General features: G+C 56.1%; 23 protein-coding genes and 2 tRNA genes. 4 read left to right on the forward strand and 21 right to left on the reverse strand.

Going from position 1 to position 20,648, the window contains the following annotated elements; translation table 11 throughout:
* Positions 1–22: 22 nt before the first annotated feature.
* From PUV47_RS07765 to PUV47_RS07780, 4 genes are all read right to left on the reverse strand, one after another.
* Entirely contained in the window at positions 23–574 is a 552-nt protein-coding gene (locus PUV47_RS07765; protein ID WP_274217948.1) for an LptA/OstA family protein, read from the reverse strand.
* Positions 571–1,239, reverse strand: coding sequence for an LPS export ABC transporter periplasmic protein LptC (lptC, locus tag PUV47_RS07770; protein ID WP_274217949.1), 669 nt, complete (start codon positions 1,237–1,239; stop codon positions 571–573). The genes PUV47_RS07765 and lptC overlap by 4 nt, the downstream gene beginning before the upstream one ends.
* Positions 1,240–1,430: 191 nt before the next feature.
* Positions 1,431–2,051 carry a ribonuclease D gene (locus PUV47_RS07775; protein WP_274217950.1) on the reverse strand — a complete coding sequence of 207 codons (621 nt, stop codon included), beginning with the start codon at positions 2,049–2,051 and terminating at the stop codon, positions 1,431–1,433.
* 320 nt (positions 2,052–2,371) lie between these two features.
* Positions 2,372–2,458, reverse strand: a tRNA-Leu gene (locus tag PUV47_RS07780).
* A gap of 206 nt (positions 2,459–2,664) precedes the next feature.
* On the opposite strand from PUV47_RS07780, the gene PUV47_RS07785 reads away from it, so the two are divergent.
* Positions 2,665–3,645, forward strand: coding sequence for a complex I NDUFA9 subunit family protein (locus tag PUV47_RS07785; RefSeq protein ID WP_274217951.1), 981 nt, complete (start codon positions 2,665–2,667; stop codon positions 3,643–3,645).
* 69 nt (positions 3,646–3,714) lie between these two features.
* Here the strand turns inward: PUV47_RS07785 and PUV47_RS07790 are convergent, their stop codons facing one another.
* Positions 3,715–4,527, reverse strand: coding sequence for an undecaprenyl-diphosphate phosphatase (locus tag PUV47_RS07790; protein WP_274217952.1), 813 nt, complete (start codon positions 4,525–4,527; stop codon positions 3,715–3,717).
* Between the two features lie 151 nt (positions 4,528–4,678).
* On the opposite strand from PUV47_RS07790, the gene PUV47_RS07795 reads away from it, so the two are divergent.
* Both PUV47_RS07795 and queG read left to right on the forward strand, forming a co-directional pair.
* Complete coding sequence (locus PUV47_RS07795; RefSeq protein WP_274217953.1) at positions 4,679–5,371, forward strand: glutathione S-transferase family protein; 693 nt, start codon at positions 4,679–4,681, stop codon at positions 5,369–5,371.
* A 19-nt stretch (positions 5,372–5,390) separates the two neighbouring features.
* A complete protein-coding gene (gene queG, locus PUV47_RS07800; protein ID WP_274217954.1) occupies positions 5,391–6,527 on the forward strand; it encodes a tRNA epoxyqueuosine(34) reductase QueG in 1,137 nt (378 codons plus the stop codon).
* Here the strand turns inward: queG and PUV47_RS07805 are convergent.
* The 16 genes from PUV47_RS07805 to PUV47_RS07880 all read right to left on the reverse strand — a co-directional run bounded on the left by PUV47_RS07805 (position 6,517) and on the right by PUV47_RS07880 (position 20,263).
* Complete coding sequence (locus PUV47_RS07805) at positions 6,517–7,017, reverse strand: RNA pyrophosphohydrolase (protein ID WP_274217955.1); 501 nt, start codon at positions 7,015–7,017, stop codon at positions 6,517–6,519. The two genes, queG and PUV47_RS07805, sit on opposite strands and share 11 nt — an antisense overlap.
* A 40-nt stretch (positions 7,018–7,057) precedes the next feature.
* Positions 7,058–8,206 carry a divergent polysaccharide deacetylase family protein gene (locus tag PUV47_RS07810; protein WP_274217956.1) on the reverse strand — a complete coding sequence of 383 codons (1,149 nt, stop codon included), beginning with the start codon at positions 8,204–8,206 and terminating at the stop codon, positions 7,058–7,060.
* 81 nt (positions 8,207–8,287) lie between these two features.
* Entirely contained in the window at positions 8,288–9,616 is a 1,329-nt protein-coding gene (locus PUV47_RS07815) for a S41 family peptidase (protein WP_274217957.1), read from the reverse strand.
* A complete protein-coding gene (locus tag PUV47_RS07820; protein ID WP_274217958.1) occupies positions 9,613–10,965 on the reverse strand; it encodes a murein hydrolase activator EnvC family protein in 1,353 nt (450 codons plus the stop codon). The genes PUV47_RS07815 and PUV47_RS07820 overlap by 4 nt, the downstream gene beginning before the upstream one ends.
* 192 nt (positions 10,966–11,157) lie before the next feature.
* Positions 11,158–11,640, reverse strand: coding sequence for a 23S rRNA (pseudouridine(1915)-N(3))-methyltransferase RlmH (rlmH, locus tag PUV47_RS07825; RefSeq protein ID WP_274217959.1), 483 nt, complete (start codon positions 11,638–11,640; stop codon positions 11,158–11,160).
* 101 nt (positions 11,641–11,741) lie between these two features.
* Positions 11,742–12,149: a ribosome silencing factor gene (rsfS, locus tag PUV47_RS07830; RefSeq protein ID WP_274217960.1), complete on the reverse strand. Its 408-nt coding sequence runs from the start codon at positions 12,147–12,149 to the stop codon at positions 11,742–11,744.
* A 159-nt stretch (positions 12,150–12,308) separates the two neighbouring features.
* The gene (locus tag PUV47_RS07835; protein WP_274217961.1) at positions 12,309–12,965 is read right to left on the reverse strand and encodes a nicotinate-nucleotide adenylyltransferase; all 657 of its coding nucleotides are present in this window, start codon (positions 12,963–12,965) and stop codon (positions 12,309–12,311) included.
* The gene (locus PUV47_RS07840) at positions 12,962–14,239 is read right to left on the reverse strand and encodes a glutamate-5-semialdehyde dehydrogenase (protein WP_274217963.1); all 1,278 of its coding nucleotides are present in this window, start codon (positions 14,237–14,239) and stop codon (positions 12,962–12,964) included. The genes PUV47_RS07835 and PUV47_RS07840 overlap by 4 nt, the downstream gene beginning before the upstream one ends.
* A 46-nt stretch (positions 14,240–14,285) precedes the next feature.
* Positions 14,286–15,410, reverse strand: coding sequence for a glutamate 5-kinase (gene proB / locus PUV47_RS07845; protein ID WP_274217964.1), 1,125 nt, complete (start codon positions 15,408–15,410; stop codon positions 14,286–14,288).
* Positions 15,411–16,454: a GTPase ObgE gene (gene obgE / locus PUV47_RS07850; protein ID WP_274217965.1), complete on the reverse strand. Its 1,044-nt coding sequence runs from the start codon at positions 16,452–16,454 to the stop codon at positions 15,411–15,413.
* A gap of 159 nt (positions 16,455–16,613) precedes the next feature.
* Positions 16,614–17,159 carry a GNAT family N-acetyltransferase gene (locus PUV47_RS07855; protein WP_274217966.1) on the reverse strand — a complete coding sequence of 182 codons (546 nt, stop codon included), beginning with the start codon at positions 17,157–17,159 and terminating at the stop codon, positions 16,614–16,616.
* 8 nt (positions 17,160–17,167) lie between these two features.
* The gene (locus PUV47_RS07860) at positions 17,168–17,710 is read right to left on the reverse strand and encodes a GNAT family N-acetyltransferase (RefSeq protein ID WP_274217967.1); all 543 of its coding nucleotides are present in this window, start codon (positions 17,708–17,710) and stop codon (positions 17,168–17,170) included.
* Positions 17,711–18,016: 306 nt separating this feature from the next.
* Entirely contained in the window at positions 18,017–18,628 is a 612-nt protein-coding gene (locus PUV47_RS07865; RefSeq protein WP_274217968.1) for a GNAT family N-acetyltransferase, read from the reverse strand.
* A gap of 155 nt (positions 18,629–18,783) precedes the next feature.
* Positions 18,784–19,053: a 50S ribosomal protein L27 gene (gene rpmA / locus PUV47_RS07870; RefSeq protein WP_274217969.1), complete on the reverse strand. Its 270-nt coding sequence runs from the start codon at positions 19,051–19,053 to the stop codon at positions 18,784–18,786.
* A 46-nt stretch (positions 19,054–19,099) separates the two neighbouring features.
* Positions 19,100–19,675 (reverse strand): 50S ribosomal protein L21, encoded by a 576-nt coding sequence (gene rplU / locus PUV47_RS07875; protein WP_274217970.1) that lies wholly within the window; start codon positions 19,673–19,675, stop codon positions 19,100–19,102.
* A gap of 201 nt (positions 19,676–19,876) precedes the next feature.
* Positions 19,877–20,263 (reverse strand): hypothetical protein, encoded by a 387-nt coding sequence (locus PUV47_RS07880; RefSeq protein WP_274217971.1) that lies wholly within the window; start codon positions 20,261–20,263, stop codon positions 19,877–19,879.
* A 75-nt stretch (positions 20,264–20,338) separates the two neighbouring features.
* Here PUV47_RS07880 and PUV47_RS07885 point away from each other — a divergent pair.
* Positions 20,339–20,428: transfer RNA gene (locus tag PUV47_RS07885), tRNA-Ser, on the forward strand.
* Positions 20,429–20,648: the final 220 nt, after the last annotated feature.

Raw genomic sequence — 20,648 nt, forward strand, 5'->3', positions numbered from 1 at the left:
CGTTCTGCCCTTGGCCGTCCTGCTAGTTGTTGTTTTGAAGGCTGTTAGGCTGCAACAACATCTTCACGCGACCTGTGTTCTGTGAAACTAGGTCCACTTTACCGGTCTCAAGGTTAACGGTCAGCTTACTGCCAACAACAACGTTGGGCCCTTGGCTCAGAACCACGCGCTCACCGGTCATCACCATCACGTTTTTCTCCATGTCGAAGTTGGCATCGTCGCCGGTTGCCGTCTGGTCCTTCGAGGAGATGAACACGCCGCCTGCTGCTTCAAGGCGTGAAATGGATTGCTGCAAGCCGCTTTCGCCCGAGGAGGCAAGCGAGCCGCCATAAAAAACTTTCAGGCGCTCGGTTTTCAGCGTGGCATCGCCTTGAGACACAACAACACTGCCGCTGAAGACGGCACTTTTCTGGTTGTCCTGCACCTCAAGGTTTTCCGCTTCAATCTGAATGGGCTCGTCGCTGTTCGCGCCAAAGCCTGCGAAAGCATCGTCAAAGGTTTGTGCGCCCACGCCAGTTGCTGCCAGCACTGGCAAGGCCATCAAGATCCAAAGGGTCCGCAACCATGCTGTCATTGACTGTTCTCCAGTGATGACGGGTTAATCCGCAAGGAAACACCGTCGCTAAACCGCATGACGCCACCGTTTTGATCGTAGTCCATGGAGCCTGCGTGAATGTAACCGCCTTCGGCCTGCACCGTTACCGAGCTGTTTGTGACAATCATTCCGGTCGTCATGTCGATGTCCAGATAGTCAAACTCGCCCGTGTATCCACCACTATAGGTAACGGTGATACCTTCTCTCAGCTTTAATGTCTCAACATCGGCATTGTAAGTGCCTTTTGTTGCTACAACCTCAGCATTTTCGTCTTTTCCAAGAACAATTTTGGCGCGGAGAGTTTCCAGGTCGATAATCTTCGGATTGGAGATGCGCTGGATCGCCTTGTCAGCCGATACGGAGTAGGAGCGCTCGCCATCACTACCCGTCAGATGCGGGTTGGACATCACAAGCCCGTCTACTGTGAGGCTGATGTCACCAAGGCCCATGCCTGCAAGAATGTTGCGCAGAATGACGGCACCAATGATGCCAGCAGCAATCAAGGTGCCGAGCGCTGGCAGCGTGAAGCGCAGAAACTTTACCAGTCGGGTGTGCCGCTTGGCAGCCCGTCTGGCAGCTTCCTGTTTCTTCTTCGCTTCATCGGACCAAACAAAGCCCCGAGGCGCCTGTGGAGCTGGTTGCACTGCACCGTCCTTGGTTGTTCTTGTTGTCTTTTAGTTCAATACGCCGACCATTTGAACGGCGTTCACATGGGCCGTCGCCCTGTCACTGAGCAGGGGCTTTCACCCTGCACAAACTAATGAGGAAGCAGCCCAAGTTCAATAAACAAGGTGGCGCCGCGCATTTTCACCTCCCAAAGCCGGTCATTGGCTTCTTAAGAGTGGGCAAAAATATCCGTTTCAGGCCATCCCGCCAGATCGAGTTTTGCCCGTGTCGGCAGAAACTTGAAGCACTCCAGCGCAATTTCGCGGCGCTCTTCGCGGTCCAGCATGAACTCAAGGCGCTCTTTAAGCTGGTGCAGGTGCAAAACGTCAGAGGCTGCGTAGGCCAGTTGCGCATCTGTCAGCTTTTCAGCAGCCCAGTCAGAGCTTTGCTGCTGCTTGGAAATGTCCACGCCGATAAGCTCTTTGGACAGGTCTTTCAGTCCATGACGATCTGTGTAGGTCCGTGTGAGCTTGGATGCGATCTTGGTGCACCAAACTGGAGACACCTCAATGCCCAGATAAGCATAGAGCACAGCCACATCGAAGCGCGCAAAGTGGAAGATTTTCGGTTTGCTTGCATCGGTGAACAGCTGCTTCAGCAACGGGGCATCGGTCTGACCACGGTCAATCTGTACCACATCTGCCGACCCATCACCCGGAGAGAGCTGTACAACGCAGAGGCGATCACGGTGCGGGTTCAAGCCCAGCGTTTCCGTGTCAACAGCAACGGCCTCCGCGCTCTCATAGTGCTCAAGTGAAGGAAGGTCATTCCGGTGGAATCTGATTGTCATGGCCGCATCTCAATTCGTCTGGCTTGATAGAGCGCGCAGGCGCTCATGGCATAAAGGCCTAGATGCCACCACCTGCCTGACCATGCAAAGCTTTTTTTGCACACGCCGTGGCGCCCTCTCGCAGCGTGGCAAGAGCCAGGCTGTTAACCCTTGTGGCCAGCAAAGTGATCCAGAACCAAATAAACGCGCTAAACTAAGATAAGCACCGAAGGCGATCTGGTCGAAATCTGATTGGAAAAAGCGTTTAAGGCAAGCGCCTGATGCAACCGGATAGTTGCTCTAACTCTCTGAATTATTTTTGATTTTTTGGAGAGAAAAGATGGTGCCCAGGAGAGGACTCGAACCTCCACGCCCTTGCGAGCACTAGCACCTGAAGCTAGCGCGTCTACCAATTCCGCCACCTGGGCACTTCCACGTTGCGCTCTCGTTTCCGACAGCGCCGTGTCTGTGGAGGCGGTGTTTAAGGGTCATTAGGCGGGTTGTCAATCAGGCTTTTGTGAAGAAATTATTTTCATCCACAGACAGCCTTCACAGATGCCAGACGAGGGACTATTGAGGTCCATGGGAATACTGATCGTCTCAGATACGCATGTCCGTGCGGGGTAGGAAAAAGATGGCTACGGCACTCAACGGAAAACTTGTTACGGTATTCGGAGGCTCCGGCTTTCTTGGGCGGCACATCATTCGCGCACTTGCGTTGCGCGGATACCGCGTGCGCGCCGCAGTTCGTCGGCCCGAAAACGCTGAACACCTGCAACCCCTTGGCGTTGTTGGTCAAATCATGTCGGTTCAGGCAAACATTCGCAATCGTGAATCAGTCGAAAACGCCATGCGTGGTTCAGATGCCGTGATCAATCTGGTCGGCATTTTGCACGAAAGCGGAAAGCAGACATTCGAGGCCATTCAAGCCTCAGGCGCAAAGAACATTGCCGATGCCTGTGCTGCGTTGGACATGAATCGCGTGATCCATGTGTCTGCAATTGGCGCAGATGCAAACAGCAAATCTGCCTATGCCCGGTCGAAAGCTGCTGGGGAAAATGCGTTCCGCGCCGCGGTGCCGGATACGATTATTTTCCGTCCCTCTGTGGTTTTTGGTCCGGAAGACGACTTTTTCAATCGCTTTGGGGCCATGTCCCGCATCGCACCAGCTCTGCCTCTCGTGGGCGGCGGCAAAACGAAATTCCAGCCCGTGTTTGTGGGCGATGTTGCTGAGGCGATTGCAAAGGCTGTTGAGGGTGAGGTTGCGCGAGGAACCACCTATGAACTTGGTGGACCGGAAGTGGCCAGCTTCCGCGAATGTTTGGAGCTGATGCTCAAGATCATTCGCCGTCGCCGCATGTTGGCGAGCTTGTCTTTCGGTCTGGCGCGCTTCAAGGCCCGTGTCCTACAGATTTTGCCAAACCCGCCGCTCACGGTGGATCAGGTCGAGTTGTTGCGCACGGACAATGTGGTCAGCGCACAAGCAATCGCTGAGGGCCGCACTTTGGAAGGGTTGGGCATCAATGCGCACAGCATGGAAGCCATCCTCCCAAGCTACATGGAACAGTACATGCCACACGGCCAGTACGACGCGCGTCGGCCAGTGCAGAACTGATCCTTAAAAACCAACGCATAAAAAAGGCGGGTCCGTTTGGCCCGCCTTTTTGCGTTCTACCGATTCTGCTCAAAAAGCGTTTTGCAGGATGAGGCCGAACAGGCCCAGTCCTCCAACGCCGATACGCCACCAGCCGAACGGCGCAAACCCGTGTTTGCTCACGAAGTCAAGGAAGGTGCGCACCACAAAGTAACCGGCGATGAATGAGGCTACAAAGCCAATGCCGATGATGGTTGCATTGTCCACGGTGATCAGATCACGGTTCTTGAAGAGATCGTAGGCAAACGCGCCGGTCATGGTTGGCATGGCAAGGAAGAAGGAGAACTCCGCAGCCGAGCGCTTGTCGGTTCCCATCAAGAGCGAACCAACAATGGTCGCGCCGCTGCGTGAAACGCCGGGTATCATCGCCACGCACTGACACAGGCCTATCTTCAGGCAAAGCCCTAACGGATACTCGGTAATCTCACGGTACTTCACCTCAAGAGGCATCTTGTCCACCAAAAGCATGATGATGCCGCCGAAGATGAGCGTGACGCAGACAAGCACAGGTGTTTCGAACAGCACTTGTTTGATGAACCCATGGGCGAGGACGCCAATAAACACGGCGGGCAAAAAGGCAATGACAATCCCGGTGACAAAGTGCCTGGAACGCGGATCTGTTGGGATCGTGGACGCAAGTTGCCACAATCTTTTGAAATAAACCGACAGAATAGCAAGGATGGCGCCGAGCTGGATCAGCACTTCGAACATCCGCCCTTCGCTTTCAAACCCGATAAAGTGCCCCACTAGAAGCAGGTGACCCGTAGAGGAGACGGGCAAAAATTCTGTGAGTCCCTCGATGATCCCAAGGATCAGCGCACCGATGATGGTCTCAGTTGTCATTGATAGATTCTTCTCCAGATAAACACTTCTCGGCAGGCACGGAGTTGTCCCCCGCTAATTTTCGGGATCGATGGCTAAGATAAACACATAAGGAAGAAAATTCGGTTAAAGCAGATTTAACTGGTTAACGGTTTGCCCCGAAAAGAAACCCATGCTGAAGCTATACCACCATCCATTTTGCCCCCACTCCCGCGCCGTTCGTCTTGCGCTGGGCGAGTACGGGGTCCAGTTTGAGTGCACCACGGAATACCCTTGGGTTCGACGTCAAGAGTTTTTGATGTTGAATCCGGCGGGAACGATCCCGGTGCTACATGAAAATGATGGCGGTCCTGTGTGTGGCACGACGGTTATCCTCGAATATCTGGATGAGACGCGCGGCTATTCAAAACCGGACCGCCGCCTGCTTCCAGACCATCCGGTCAAGCGCGCGGAAGTGCGCCGTCTGGTCGATTGGTTTTTGAACAAATTTCACGTCGAGGTGCTGGGCTATCTGGTCCATGAGCGCATCTACAAGCAGGAAATGGCCCCGAAATACGGCGGTGGCCAGCCGGATTCTGCCATTCTTCGTGTTGCCCGCACCAACATGGGGCACCATCTGCAATACATCGGCTACCTTGCTGCCACGCGAAAATGGCTGGCTGGCGATGAGCTGAGTTTTGCTGATTTGGCGGCAGCCGCTATGCTGTCCACGGCAGATTATCTTGGCGAGGTGCCATGGGCACGGGACGAGAACACAAAAAGCTGGTACGCGCGGGTGAAATCCCGGCCAAGCTTCCGTCCGCTCTTGAGCGACAAGATGCTCGGCATGCCGCCATCGGCGACCTACGCAGATCTGGACTTCTGACCCATCAACGGATACGACCATGCTGACAGACCGGCAATTGAATCGGGTAAAAGCCGATCTCATCAGCCGTGCCAAAGCGCTGGGCTTTTCCGAAGTGCGCATCACCCGGCCGGATTCCATTCCGCTGGCACCGGAGCGGCTGCGCAGCTTCATTGAGGCTGGGTATCACGCATCCATGGACTGGATGCCTGAAACAGAAGAACGACGGGCAGATCCGCGCGCGTTGTGGCCTGAGGTGAACAGCGTCATCATGCTCGCCATGAACTACGGCCCGGAGGAGAACCCCCTTTATCTCCTCGAGAAGCCGGAGAAGGCGGCCATCTCCGTTTACGCGCGCAACCGCGACTATCACGACATCATCAAGGGCAAGCTCAAGGAGCTGGCTAGTTTGGTGGTGTCCCGTGGAGGCGGCGATGTGAAGGTGTTCGTGGACACGGCTCCTGTCATGGAAAAACCGCTGGCGCATGCTGCCGGCCTTGGCTGGCAGGGCAAGCACACCAATCTGGTGTCGCGCGAGCTTGGCTCCTGGTTCTTCCTCGGCTCAATCTTCTCCACCTTGGAGCTTCCCGCCGACGAGGCGGAGGTCGATCATTGCGGCCGCTGTAGGCGCTGTTTGGATGCCTGTCCGACCAATGCCTTCCCAAGCCCTTACAAGATCGACGCCAACCGCTGCATTTCCTATCTCACCATCGAACATCATGGACCCATTCCCCATGAGTTTCGAAAGCCAATGGCCAACCGCATATACGGCTGTGATGACTGTCTTGGCGTGTGTCCTTGGAACAAGTTTGCACAGGAAGCCTCAGAGGCAAAGCTGCAAGCCCGAGAGGATCTGAAGGAACCGGAGATCAGAGATCTCCTCCAGTTGGACGATCCCACCTTCCGCAAGTTCTTTAGTGGCTCACCAATCAAGCGCATCGGCCGGGACCGCTTTATCCGCAACACGCTGATCGCTGCGGGCAACTCTGGCCAACCCGATTTGCTGGAACTCGTTGTGGGGCTGCTGGAAGATCCGGCACCGGTTGTGCGCGGCGCAGCGGTTTGGGCGCTGGGCCAGCTGGCCCAAAGCGCCGAGGTTGCGGCTCTCAAGGAGCGACATGTCCCTCAAGAGCCGGATGAAACAGTGCTTGAAGAGTGGGCGCAGCTCACACTGTAAGGTGCTTGAATGCACCAACCACCTGCGCATAGACCTCGCGCTTGAAAGGCACGATCAGGCCCGGCAGGTTCTCGGCACGCTCCCAGCGCCACTCACAAAACTCCTGTCCATGGCCTTCCGGTGGGGTCAGAATGTTGATTTCGCTATCCACCCCTTCAAAGCGCATGGCGAACCACTTCTGGGTCTGGCCGCGATACTTTCCGCGCCGGGTACTTTGAAGCACTTCCTCTGGAAAGTCGTAGGCATACCATTCTGGTGCCTCAGCCAGCAGGGAGACGTTGGAAACCGAGGTTTCCTCATAAAGTTCCCGTTTTGCGGCCTCAAGCGGGTCCTCGCCCTTGTCCAGACCGCCCTGCGGCATCTGCCAGGCGGTTTCGTCGGGCACTGGGTTCTTGTCACCAAAGCGTTTGCCAACCCACACAAGGCCCGCATGATTGATCAGCATGATGCCCACGCAGGGGCGGTAGGGAAGAAGGTCGTGTTGTGTCATTGAATGTCTCTGAGAAGGCTTGCGCGCGGCAAGCCTCCACTTACTGGGCGTGTTCAGCAGCAATCGCAGCGCTGATGGGGATCAGTGTCAAGCCGCGGTCTTCAAGGGAGCGGGTCCACCGCTCCAGCTCCCGCAATGTCACTGGGTAGGTTGTTGCTGAGGCGATCGCCAGCCCGTTGGAGCGGGCAAGGGACTCGACCTGCAACAGGCGGCTTTCGATGGAGGACTTATCCAAGTCCTCATCAATGACCACATCCACCTGCACAAACGGGGTGTCCGTTTGTGTCGCCACATCTTTGGAGGCGCTGCGTGCGGAGCCTGCGGCGTCCACGAACATCAGCCCGCGATCATTGACTTCGCTCATGAACAAGGACAGGGCTGCGTTGTCGGAAAGGAAACGTTGGCCCATGAAATTGACAAGGCCAATGTAATTTGTGGTTCGCGCCATCAGCCAGCTCAGCTTGTCCGCGTTTTGCGCGCTTGCAGCTTTGGTCAGCAAGCTGTGTGGTCCTGCATCGTTGTCCGGATAGTCAAACGGTTCCATGGGAATTTGCAGCAGCACTTCATTGTCATTGCGCCGCGCCTTGCTCATCCAGTTGTCCAGATCCGTGCCATAAGGCGAAATCGCCAGAGCCACTTCGTTGGGCAGGTTGTCCAAAGCCATGGCGGACATGGTCTCGTTCAAGCCAATGCCATTAAGCACCAGCGCAATGCGTGCCTGTGCAGTGGCAACGTTCGGCGCAGGCTCTGCATAAGCATCAAGAGGCCGCAACCCGTTCTCGGAAACTTTCGGGATGGCACCATAGGGACCGTTTTCAAGAAGGCTCTGCAAGGGAACATGGGCTTGCATTGGTGCCCCGGCCAACTTTTGCGCCAGTTCGTGGCGCGGGCCTGTGACCCCCTCAAGGGGGGGAGCCACATCGGGCTCGTCTTCTGGTCCCAGCACATTGTCCAGCGCTTGGGGCAGCTCCACAACCGTGAAGTCGTGCTGGGTCACCCCTTTCAAATCCGTTGACAGCTTGACGGAGGCTGTGGGCTCTCCACCAAACGGATCATCCACCACGCCAATCCAGATAAATGCAGTGGTCGCCAGAAGGATCATCAGCGAAATGCCGAACAAGCCAAATGGCAGATGGTAAAACCGTCGTTGTTTCAGCCCGAGGGGGGCCGTTAGATCATCTCCGGGCATACCAGTCCCAATGCAATTTAAAACGTCAGCTCAGGTGAGAAAGAAACCGCAGCGGTTTATCCGCTGCGGTTATCGCATGTGTTACTTCGAGGCCTGATCGCCACCCTTTGGTGGGAAGGCATCATTGGCGGCGTTACCGCGCAAGAGGTCAAGGGCCAGGTTCAGCTGGGTGTCCTTGGTCTTGTCCTGCGGCACATAGGCCTGACTTCCGGAATCCTCGTCACCTTCTTCAGCAGAAAGGTGACCGCGAAGCCCTGCCTCGCCCTTGGTTTCAACACGGCCCTTCAGTTCTTCTGGCAGCTCTTGGAGCATCACGATGTCTGGGCGGATGCCCTTCGCCTGAATAGAGGTGCCGGAAGGGGTGTAATACCGTGCCGTTGTCAGACGGATCGCACCATTTGCCCCAAGCGGAATGATGGTCTGCACAGAGCCTTTACCGAAGGAGCGAGTACCCAGAACCGTTGCGCGGCGATGATCCTGCAGCGCACCGGCGACAATCTCTGATGCGGAGGCCGAGCCACCGTTCACGAGCACGATCACGGGCATGCCGTCCAACAGATCGCCGGGACGCGCGTTGTAGCGCTGGATCTCATCCGCATGGCGACCACGGGTAGAAACGATCTCGCCGCGGTTCAGGAACGCGTCGGAAACCGAAATTGCTTGGTCCAGAAGACCGCCCGGGTTGTTGCGCAGGTCAATGACAAAGCCCTTCAGCTTATCTTCGCCAATGCTTTCGGTCAGTTCTTCAACAGCGCGCTCCAAACCGTCGTAGGTCTGTTCGTTGAACTGCGTGATGCGCACATACCCAACGTCATCCTCTTCGTTCCAGCGCACGGAGCGAATGCGGATCACGTCCCGCTTGATGACGAGTTCCAGCGGCTCATCGAAGTTATCGCGACGAATGGTAATGGTGATGTCGGTGTCGACAGGCCCACGCATTTTCTCAACGGCTTCGTTAAGGGTCAGGCCGAAGACCTGCTCGCCATCAAGGTGGGTAATCAGATCGCCTGCCAGCACACCCGCCTTGAAAGCAGGCGTGTCGTCGATTGGCGCAACGACCTTGACCAGCCCATCTTCCATGGTCACTTCAATACCCAGCCCGCCAAACTCACCGCGGGTTTGCACCTGCATGTCGCGGAAGTTTTTTGGAGAAAGATAACTGGAGTGCGGATCCAGATCTGTCAGCATGCCGTTGATGGCAGCTTCAATCAGGTCGGAATCGACTGGCTCTTCTACGTAATCCGAGCGTACCCGCTCAAACACATCACCAAACAGGTTCAGCTGATTGTACGTGTCTGGGGAAGCAGCATGCGCAGGCTCGGTGAACCTGAATGGCGCCTCCTTGTAGGTCACTACCGCAGCGGCCCCCATGACCACACCTACCAGTAATAGCGAAGCTTTCCGTATCATCCGCGAACCTTTTCGTTGTCGGCGTTAGACCACCATGGTTTGGGGTCAATGGCAGTACCGTCTTTTCTAAATTCTACATATAGCACTGGCTGCTCAGATCCAAAATTTAGATTTGCAACACTGGCTACTCGGGTGTCGCCCATTCTTGCCACTGGTTCACCAGCAAGAACGAACTGTCCCAATTCCACGTTAATTTGATCCATACCCGCCAGCAAAATGTGGTGACCATTTCCGGCGTTGAGGATAATCAGCTGACCATAAGACCTGAAATCCCCTGCGTACGCTACCCAGCCATCCGCCGGGGCGGTGATCTGGGCGTTCGCACGGGTTACATAGGACTGGCCGTTTGTCTTGTTTCCGAACCCGTCAGCTACACCATAATCCTGCAGCAATGTGCCAGAAACCGGGCGAGGCAAAAATCCTTTTGCATCAGCAAACGGAATTTGAGGGCTTAAACGACCGGGGTCGGAAAAAGGATCGGCATAACCGCGCCGCCCTTCCGCGTGCTGGCGGTCGGACCGCCGTGCCGCTTCGGCCGCGTTGCGTGCGCTGCTCACTTCGTTTTCGAGGTTCGCCAGCAGTTGCTTCAGCGAGGTTGCCTTGGCGGCCAGTTCCTCGGCACGTTTGCGCTCAGCATCCAGCATTTGCGCGCTTTGGGTGCGTTGTTGCTGCTTTTCCGCCAAGAGCAGTTCCACCTTGTGCTGCTCTTCTGCCAGCTTGGTCGCGCCCGCGCGGATCCGGTCGTATTCTTCCTGAATGCTGGAACGCAGCCGTGTCAGCTCGGCCAGGTCGCTTGCCAGCGCCTCGGCTTCAATGCGCACATCCGGCATCACCGCGTTGAGAAGAATGGCGCTGCGCACAGCGGCCAAGGCGTCTCGGGGGCGCACGGCCATCGCCGGAGGAGGGCGGTGCCCAATCCGCTGCAGAGCGGCCAGCACTTCCGCAAGGGTGCCGCGGCGCTCGTTGAGCGAGGCACGCACGGCGTCTTCATTCACTTGGTGCCGCGCCAACCGGCGTTCAGTTGCATTCAATTGAGATTCTAGGGTTTTCATCCGTTCGCCTGTACGGATCAACTCCTCGTTCAGGCTCTTGCGGTCCCGGTCAAGCGCCCGCATGGTGCGGTTGATCTGCTCAAGGCGTTCTTCGGAGATGGAGATGTCACGGGTCACATCGCGCAGTTCCCGCTCCCGATCGTGGCGTTTTTGCTGCGCCTTTTCCTCTGCGGTCAAGGGGGCGGCGTCTGCTGTATCTTGCGCACGGGAACTCACACCGGTGCCGAACAGAAGACCTGCTGCAACAACCAGTGCCAAACCTGCTGAAAAAAGGTGCGACGGGCTCGCCCTGCGCATGCGATTAACGGTTCCTTTGCAACGCCATATCCTTAAACGGAATGTCGATGAACTTTGAATGACCAGCGTTAATTAAGTGTCAATTACAGCACACTGTTAACTATAAAGCTGGCACGCATCCAAGCAGAACCGGCGGGGCTCGGCAAGCCCGGCTCTTCTTAAAGTTTCGTAAGATCTGCGTGAGCGTCAGGCTCAGACCCGGTGATACGGGTGCCCGCTCATGATGGTGATGGCCCGGTAAATCTGTTCGGCACATAATATGCGCACGATTTGGTGCGGCCATGTCATGGTGCCCAGAGCCAGCTTCAGGTCGGCTCGGCTCAGCAGCTCTGGTCCATGACCATCTGCGCCGCCGATCACAAGCACCACATCAGAAACGCCGCTGTCGGTCCAGCCACGCACCTTGTCGGAAAACGCTTCACTCGTCAGCGCTTTGCCGTGTTCGTCCAGAGCAATAATCACCGCGCCGCTCGGGATTGCCTTGAGCAATGCACCGGCCTCCTCCGCTTTGCGGTCTGCTGTGCGGCCTGCTTTGCTTTCCGGCAGCTCAATCACATTGACTGCCGTTATGCCAAGAGACTTTCCAGCCTTGCGCGCCCGGTCAAGATACCGGTCACAAAGCTCTTTTTCTGCGCCAGCTTTCATTTTGCCGACGCAGGCCACACTAAATTTCATAGGTACGCTCTGAACTTGAAGCCAAACAGTCTTGCGCTGCCTCTTCTGGCGAATGAGGCAGCCACCATGGACCGTTTTATAGACCTAAAAAACGCGGTCTATTAGCCGATGTACTGGGTCGGCTCTGTTGTCTCAGTGGACCACATTTTCTCGACATTGTAGAAGCCACGGACTTCCGGACGGAAAATGTGAATGATCGCATCACCGATATCGACCAGAACCCAGTCGCAGTGAGGCAACCCTTCAACACGGGCATTGCCGTAACCAGCTTCCTTCAGATCGCGGAGCAGGTGATCGGTGACCGCGCCCACATGACGATGTGAACGACCAGAGGCCACGACCATAAAGTCCGCGACAGAGGTTTTACCCGCTAGGTCTAGGGAAACGATCTCCTCAGCCTTTGAATCGTCGAGGCTTTTGAGGATGCATTGAAGCAGTGCGTCTTCAATAGAAGAGTCCTGCGGCAGAAGAGGAGCGTTGGTATCCGTCCCTTCATGTGTTGCTGTCATGGTCAGCTGTGTAGCCTTTCGCCATGGTTGGTATGTTACGCGGCCATGCCGCGGGGAAAGTCCAGAAAACCATCGGCCACCAAGCCTTCCCAAGAGGAAGGATAGCGTCACCGACATGGCATTTTCAAGACACTATTATCTGAAGCTTTTGGATGGGCTTCATTTGTTATTTCGGCCCGCCCTTATATTCGTTGAGGACGAGGCGTCAAGTGGTCCCGTCAGAAATGTCCATGCAGGTGCTTTTATGTCGCTAAGCAGCGGTGCCTTGTGTTCCGGCAGGCGCGCCTGCGCATAGGTCACGCTCATCGGCGCAGACAAGGGGGATAAAGTTGCGCCCGGACGGTTCACAATGGCAATCGGGACACGGTTCACGATGCCGCGCCAGTCCTGCCAGCGATGGAACCCGGCGAGATTGTCCGCGCCCATCACCCAGACGAATTTTACGAGCGGCTGTTTGGCTTGCAGCGCCGCGAGGGTCTTGGCGGTATAGGGCGTGCCCAACATCACCTCGTGGGCGGTTACCCGCATCTTTGGGTGCTGAGCAAGGTCTTTCACCGCCTCAACGCGGGCTTCTAACGGCGCCAGCTCATTGTGTTGTTTCAAAGGGTTGCCGGGCGTGACCAGCCACCAGATCTGGTCCAGGCCGAGGCGCTTCAGCGCAGTTTCAGCCACCAGAAGGTGCCCGCTGTGCGGCGGGTTGAAGGAGCCGCCAAAAAGCCCGATCTTGTTGCCCGGGGCCGCGTAGGGCAGCCGCAGCCAATCGGCGAAGCTTGTTTCTTCACGCGTGATGAAGCTGGTCTCGGGGTTCGTGTTCATGGACGCGTTTGACCGTTCCCGCGCACCACGTATTTGAAGCTGGTGAGCTGTTCAACGCCAACCGGACCGCGCGCGTGCATACGTCCGGTGGCAATGCCAATTTCTGCGCCCATGCCGAACTCGCCGCCATCCGCAAACTGGGTGGAGGCGTTGTGCAGCACGATTGCTGAATCCACCTCATTCTGGAACCGACGTGCGGCCGCAGCATCCTCGGTGATGATGCAGTCGGTATGGCTGGAGCTGTAAGTCGCGATGTGCTCGATGGCGTCATCCAGACCGCTTACCAGCTTCACAGAGAGAATGGGTGCCAGATATTCGGTAGACCAGTCTTCTTCGCTCACAGGTTGTACACCCGAGCACAGCATGGCCACTTCTTCGTCACCACGGATCTCACAGCCCTTCGCTTGAAGGGCATCGACGATCGGACGCAGGTGGGTGGTGGCGACGGCCTCGTCCACCAGCAGTGTTTCCAAGGCACCGCAGATACCAGTGCGTCGCATCTTCGAATTAACGACGATATCGACGGTTTTATTCAAATCAGCGCGTTCATCAACGTAAATGTGCACCAGCCCCTCAAGGTGCGCAAACACCGGCACTCGCGCGTCCTGTTGTACCCGTGCCACGAGACTTTTACCCCCGCGCGGAACGATCACATCCACGTTGCCATCAAGGCCCTTCAGCATCTCGCCAACGGCATCACGATCGGTCACCGGCACCAGCTGGATTGCGTGTTTTGGCAAGCCAGCGGTTTCAAGTCCGGTTTGCAGGGCCTTGTGGAGTGCAAGATTGGACTGGATGGTGTCTGAACCACCGCGCAGGATCACCGCGTTCCCTGCCTTCAGGCAGAGCGCGCCGGCATCGGCAGTCACATTCGGGCGGCTCTCGTAGATTACGCCAATCACGCCCAGTGGCGTGCGCACGCGAGAGATTTCAAGGCCGTTCGGGCGCTCCCAAGTGGCGATCACACTGCCAACGGGATCGTCCAGTTTCGCCACATCTTCCAGCGCCTTGGCAATGCCCTCAATGCGCTCTTCACTCAAGGTGCCCCGATCGATGTAGGCTTCACTTTGGCCGTTTTCGGTCATTTTTTGAATGTCGAGCGCGTTCGCAGCCAAGATATCGGCGGTCGCAGCGCGTACCGCGCCAGCCATGGCAATGAGAGCAGCATCCTTTTTCGCTCCCGGAACCATGGAAAGCGTACGGGCTGCGGCGCGCGCATTGCGGCCCATTTCATCCATCAGTTCAGGGATTTTGATATCAGCCTCAGTGACCATGGGTACCTCAAAAACTTGCAGGGGCCCGTGCCCTGCCATCTCAATACTAAGTTCGTTCAGACGCTTCCAGCACAAGGTCGTCATGATGGATCATTTCAGAGCGGCCTGCATAGCCAAGGATGTTTTCGATCTCTTGGCTGTTGCGGCCAATGATAAGGCTCGCCTCGGCATAATCATAGGCCACAAGGCCCCGGCCCACGGCGCGGCCCTCGGCGTCCACCAGGCGCACGGCATCGCCCCGTTGAAAGCGGCCGTCCACGCGCTTTACTCCCGCTGGCAGCAAACTTTTTCCCCGTTTCACGGCGGTCAGTGCGCCTTCATCCAGCTGCACAACACCCATCAGCTCTAAATGACCTCCGATCCATGCTTTGCGCGAGGATTGGGGAGTTGAAGCTGCTGGAAACCAGGTCGCGCGCTCTCCGTTGCAGATCGCGCTCAGTGGGTTCATCTTTTTGCCGGATGAAATGACCATGGTTGTCCCCGCGCCAACAGCGATCTTGGCAGCGTCAATCTTGGTCTTCATTCCCCCTGAAGAGAACGCAGAACCAGCTGCACCAGCCATCGCTTCAATGGCCGGGGTAATTGAAACCACTTCAGGCAGGAACACAGCATCAGGGTCTTTTTGCGGGGCAGCAGTGTAGAGACCATCCACGTCTGAAAGCAGCACAAGACAGTCGGCACTTGCCATCGTTGCCACACGGGCGCCAAGACGGTCATTGTCGCCATAGCGGATTTCGCTCGTGGCCACGGTGTCGTTCTCGTTGATGATTGGCACCGCACCCATTTTGATCAGGGTTCCGATGGTTTCGCGCGCGTTGAGATAGCGGCGGCGCTCCTCCGTATCCCGAAGGGTCAGGAGAATCTGGCCTGCGGTCAGGCCTCGGTCCTTCAAGATTTCGGAATATGCTTGGGCAAGCGCAATTTGGCCAACAGATGCAGCAGCCTGAGCCTGTTCCAGCTTTAGAGCCCCAGCTGGAAGTCCAAGCACACGACGACCCAGCGCAATGGAGCCCGAAGACACGACCAGAAGCTCTTTGCCCAAATCGGCCAGTGTCTTCATGTCGTCAGCCAACGATTCAAGCCATTTGCGCTTCAGGCCGTTTTCATCAACCAGAAGCGCCGAGCCGATCTTGATGGTTATGCGATTGAACTCGCTCAGCTTTCGAGACATTTACGGACGCCATTCCTCTTCCTTGTTGGAAGGAACGGCATTGGCTTCGTCCTGTTTGTCCTTGTCGATGGCGCGAATGATCATGCGTTGAACCGTGTCCACGTTCTCGCCACTGGCGGAGGACAGGATCAACGGCTTTTGACCGCAGGCCGCTTCCAGTGCTGCAACTTTCTCATCACGCAGTTCTTCCGACAACGCATCCGCCTTCGACAGGCAGACGATCTCTGGCTTTTCAGCAAGGCCGTTTCCGTAGGCTTCCAGCTCTCCACGAATGATCCGGTAGGACTCCGCTGGGTCTTCGCTAGAGCCATCTACGAGATGCAGCAGAACACGGGTGCGCTCAACGTGGCCAAGGAAGCGATCACCAAGGCCGGTGCCCTCGTGGGCCCCTTCAATGAGACCTGGAATGTCAGCCAGCACAAAGCCGCGGCCGTCGATTTCGCAAACGCCGAGGTTTGGGTGCAACGTGGTGAAGGGGTAGTCCGCAATCTTCGGCTTGGCGGCAGAAACAGCGGCCAGGAAGGTGGACTTGCCAGCGTTGGGCAAGCCAACAAGGCCTGTATCTGCAATCAGTTTAAGGCGCAGCCAAACCCACTTCTCCTGACCATCCTGACCGGGATTGGCATGGCGCGGTGCCTGGTTGGTGGAGGTCTTGAAGTGAGCATTGCCAAAGCCGCCGTTGCCGCCACGCAAGAGCAGCAGCTTTTCACCAACTTCGGTCAGATCCGCGATGACAGTTTCGTTGTCTTCCTCAAGAATCTGGGTGCCTTTGGGCACGCGCAAAACGACGTCGGCACCCCGAGCGCCGGTTCGGTTGCGGCCCATGCCGTGCATGCCGACCTTGGCCTTGTAGTGCTGGGCGTAGCGGTAGTCGATCAACGTGTTGAGACCATCAACGCACTCAACCCAAACATCGCCGCCGCGACCACCGTCGCCGCCGTCTGGGCCGCCCTCTGCCACGTATTTTTCACGGCGGAAACTGACGCTGCCTGCGCCGCCATCGCCGGATTTAACAAAGATTTTTGCCTGATCGAGGAACTTCATTTTCTATCTCTTTAAGACCGTGTGCAGACGTCTTTGTAGTACCTCTTAAAAGCCGGTGGCACTAGCACAATGCTTGAGAAAAAAGGGCCAAAGAACGATACTATTCATATTGGGGTTGAAACCCGAATGCCGAAGACCGTGTTTAAACGGTTTGATGGCCTAAATGTCAAGCTTTTCCGCCAAATATCTCTTGCGCGTCAATGCGAAAGTGACGCTTGGAATTTGCTCGTCGGGCCTCGCCTTGCTCGTTCTTGTTGCCTCACCTGTGCGCAGGAAACCGAGTTTGCCAAGCACATTCTGCGACGCCTGGTTTTCGCGGAAGGCATATGAATTCAGTTCATGCAGCTCGGGGTAATGCGCAAAGCAAAACTTGAGGACTGCACGTCCGGCTTCGCTGGCATATCCCCGTCCCCAAAAGGGTTGCCCCAACCAGTAACCAAAGCTGTTATCCCCCCTCAAGCCACTCAGGCCAATGGCTCCAATCAGTCCTGTTCCATCGTCGATGGCCCAATTGATCGTGTCGTCCATATCCGAGCTTGCGGTGAAGGCGACCCAGTCTTCTGCATCCGCAATTGAATAGGGATGTGGAACAGGGTTCAGCATGCTGGAAACTTTGAAATTATCTAAGTAGTTGACAAGATTAGGGATATCTTCCTTGGTGAACGCGCGCAAAGTCACGCGCTCACCTTTCAAAACTGGGAACATGTGACTGCCTATGCGGGTTCCAATTGCTTCTTCTTGGCCATAAAGGCGGCCTTGGTGAGGTAATAGCGGTACTCTGGCATTTCTTCGCCACCTCGCGCTGCGCAGGATTGAAAACCGCGCCCGCCATAGACGAAGCCTTGCTTGGTCAACGTGCCAATGGACCCCTTATTGAAGGTGTAAGCACCTGCATTAAAGGAATAAACTCCAAGATCTTCAAAGGCATGCGTGAGTACTGCATGAACGGCCTCACTCATGAACCCCTTGCCCCAGAAAGGCTGAGCGAGCCAGTAACCGATGGTAGGGCGATCTCCCAGATTACGAATTATAACGCAGCCAATGGCCTCACCGTCTCTCTCAAGGCACCAGGCAAAGCTGTCCTCTGGCTTCTTCAGGGAAAGCCACAGCTGCGCATCCTCAAGGGTGTAGGGATGAGGAACTCTTGCCAAATTTCCGGAAACCTCGAAGTTTTTTAGATACTTGGCAAAAGCCGGAGCATCATCCATGCTAGGTGCACGAAGACGGAGCCTCTGTGTGACAAGCTCTTTGGTCATGTGTCTCATCCTGTTCAGATCAAATGATAAAAGTAAAATCGCGATAGTCGGTAGCGATGGTCTTTCGCCAAAAGTGGATTGGTTTGAGTAAGGGGAATGCCTTGGCAGGAGGCCGCATGTCGTTCTCGACTGGCCCAGAGGTGGCAAGGTAGACAAGAAGTGGAGAGGCAGAAGGAGAGCAGCAAGCCGGTGTCACGAAACAGGGAGCCGGTCTGCCCCTGCGCCAAAGGGTGGTTGTCAATTTCCTCAGCGCAGCGGCAGGACCCGGATCTCTATTGGTGGCACGGACAGAACGCCGCCTTCTAATCAGGCGGCTTGGCCCCAGGCCTTGAGCGCCTTCCATGTGCTGCGTGTCAGCGAAAAACGGTCCACGTTCACAAGACCGCTGTTGCCGGACATGCGCATCTTGGACTGCTCCCGGAATTGGAAGCCGCTCTTTTCCAGCACCCGGCGAGAGCCCGGATTGTTCACACGGCACGCGGCGGTCAGCTCATTCACACCGCCATTGGAGAACGCAAAATCCACCACCGCGTGGGCGGCCTCTGTCGCGTAGCCTTGACCCCAGAACGGTTCACCGATCCAGTAACCCAGATGCAAGGTGCCGCCGTCTTCCGCCAGCGGGCCATAACCGATGGCACCGATCAGCCGGCCTGTATTCTTCATGCGTATGGCAAAGAGGGCCTGTCCCATGCGTGTCGCTTCGCTGCGCTTCACCAATGCCTTGGCATCGTCCAGGGTGAACGGGTGCGGCATGCTGGACAGCATTTCGGCAATTCGGCGGTTGTTCGCCAGGAACATGATGTCAGCCAGATCGTCTTTGCGCGCGGCGTTGATGGCCAGACGCGCTGTGTCCTGCGGCCCGAATGCGGCCGCGCTGTAACTGCTTTCCTCTAAGCTTTCCTCGTATTCGACAACCATTTCTTTTCTCCGGCACGAACCCTGACTACAGGGCAAAATAAAAAAGGGAAGATGGTGTCCCATCTTCCCTTTTTCTGATCTTTTTCAGATCGGAGGCCGGATTTCCATCCCGCCGGGTCGATGAGACGCCGACGGTTTGGAAACTCACGTCGGCTTTACTCTGCGGCTAGCGCCACTGGCATCACATTAATAAATGTTCGGCCATTACGCTTTGTTTCGAATGCTACTTTGCCTTCGACAGTCGCAAAAATAGTGTGGTCTTTGCCCATGTCTACACCTGCGCCTGGGTGCCACGTTGTGCCACGCTGACGAGCAATGATGTTGCCAGGGATTACGGTTTCACCACCGAACTTCTTGATGCCAAGACGACGACCAGCTGAGTCGCGACCGTTGCGGGATGAACCGCCAGCTTTTTTATGAGCCATAACGAAGTACTCCTCGTTTAATCTCTTAGGACAGGTTCACTGGCAATTACTTGCCTGCGAGTTCCTTAGCCTGTTCAACCCAGTTATCGCGTTCGAAACGACCCTTAAGGCCTGCTTCTTCTTCAACGCGGGCGATGTCTTCAGCTGTGAATGCTGCGATCTGAGCGTAAGTGGTTACGCCAGCAGCGTTCAGCTTCTTTTCAATTGCAGGGCCAAGGCCGCTCAGCTTCTTCAGGTCATCAGCGCCTTCAACTGCAGGAGCAGCTTCAGCAGCCTTAGGAGCAGCAGCCTTCTTTGCAGGCTTTGCACCACCGGTCAGGATATCAGTGATCTTCACGGTCGTGAAGGACTGACGGTGACCGTTGCGACGACGAGAGTTCTGACGACGACGCTTCTTGAAGATGATGATCTTGCGATCACGGCCCTGTTCTACAACTTCACCTACAACAGAAGCACCTTCAACAGTTGGCGCACCGATAGTGGTATCAGTTTCGTTGCCAACAATGAGAACTTCGTCAAAAGTGACGGTCTCGCCTGCTTCTGCAGAAACTTTTTCGATCTTCAAAAGATCGTCAGTAGCGACACGGTACTGTTTACCACCGGTCTTAATGACTGCGAACATGTCTAGCACGTCCTTCTTTTTAAAATTTAGCGCGCCCTGTGGCGCCGCACGAATGCGGACTTTGGCGACTGATTCCACTTTTTCAGCTCAGGGAACCATCCAGTTCGTGAGGAGATCGACCGCAAACTCCAGCAAATCTGCTGAAAGGCGGTGGCGACGTCTGGCCTCGGACAGCGCGGAATAGTGGGCAAGCCCACCTATTTAGAGCAGGCGCAATATACGGATGCGAGGCTGAAAGTCAACGCGAAATAACAGGGTTTTCTTGAGTTTTTGAAGGGATTTGGCGAAAAAACCAGAAAAAGTGACCCACGCACAAAAAGGGGGAGTAAACGCCTCGCCCGGCCACACGACAAATGAGCCGTCAAAAAGATGCGCCCTTGTTAAGAGCACGGCAAGATGCCGAAACCCTGATGGGCGGGAATATGAGCTGGGGAAGGGGCCGCCATCAACCCGAGCAGCTGCCCTTGATAACCCAATGGCAGCGCTTGGCGAATAAGGCGTGAGTTTAGAGCGGTTTAAAGCTTTGCCGCCATGGAATGCCTGCCAGATGGAAAGCCCGCTCACCAGCCTGTGGTTTACCTGCGACAAGACGGTCCCGAGGCCTTGTCGAAGCAAAAGCGCTTCTATATGGTCCCGCCATTCTGAAGGCCCGTACCTTCGCGCGGAGAGTTGCCGGAGTGGTCGAACGGGGCGGTCTCGAAAACCGTTGAGCGCGCAAGCGTTCCGAGGGTTCGAATCCCTCACTCTCCGCCATTATCCAGCCGATTGTTGTACGGAATGGCCTTTCTGCCTCCAATAATCGTAGGCCATCTGGTGTGGCGCGGGGAGCAACCAATCAAAGCTCTATAGAATGTTATAGCGTGCCTTTGTCAAAAATTGATTGTACTGACCGAGTGTTGGAAGCAACGCTTTGACGAGCAGGATGAAGATGCCTTGGTGCGTTGGGCCATAGAAATGCTTTTCATAACTGCCC

This window comes from Pseudovibrio exalbescens (genome assembly GCF_028737195.1).
Lineage (GTDB): Bacteria > Pseudomonadota > Alphaproteobacteria > Rhizobiales > Stappiaceae > Pseudovibrio > Pseudovibrio zosterae.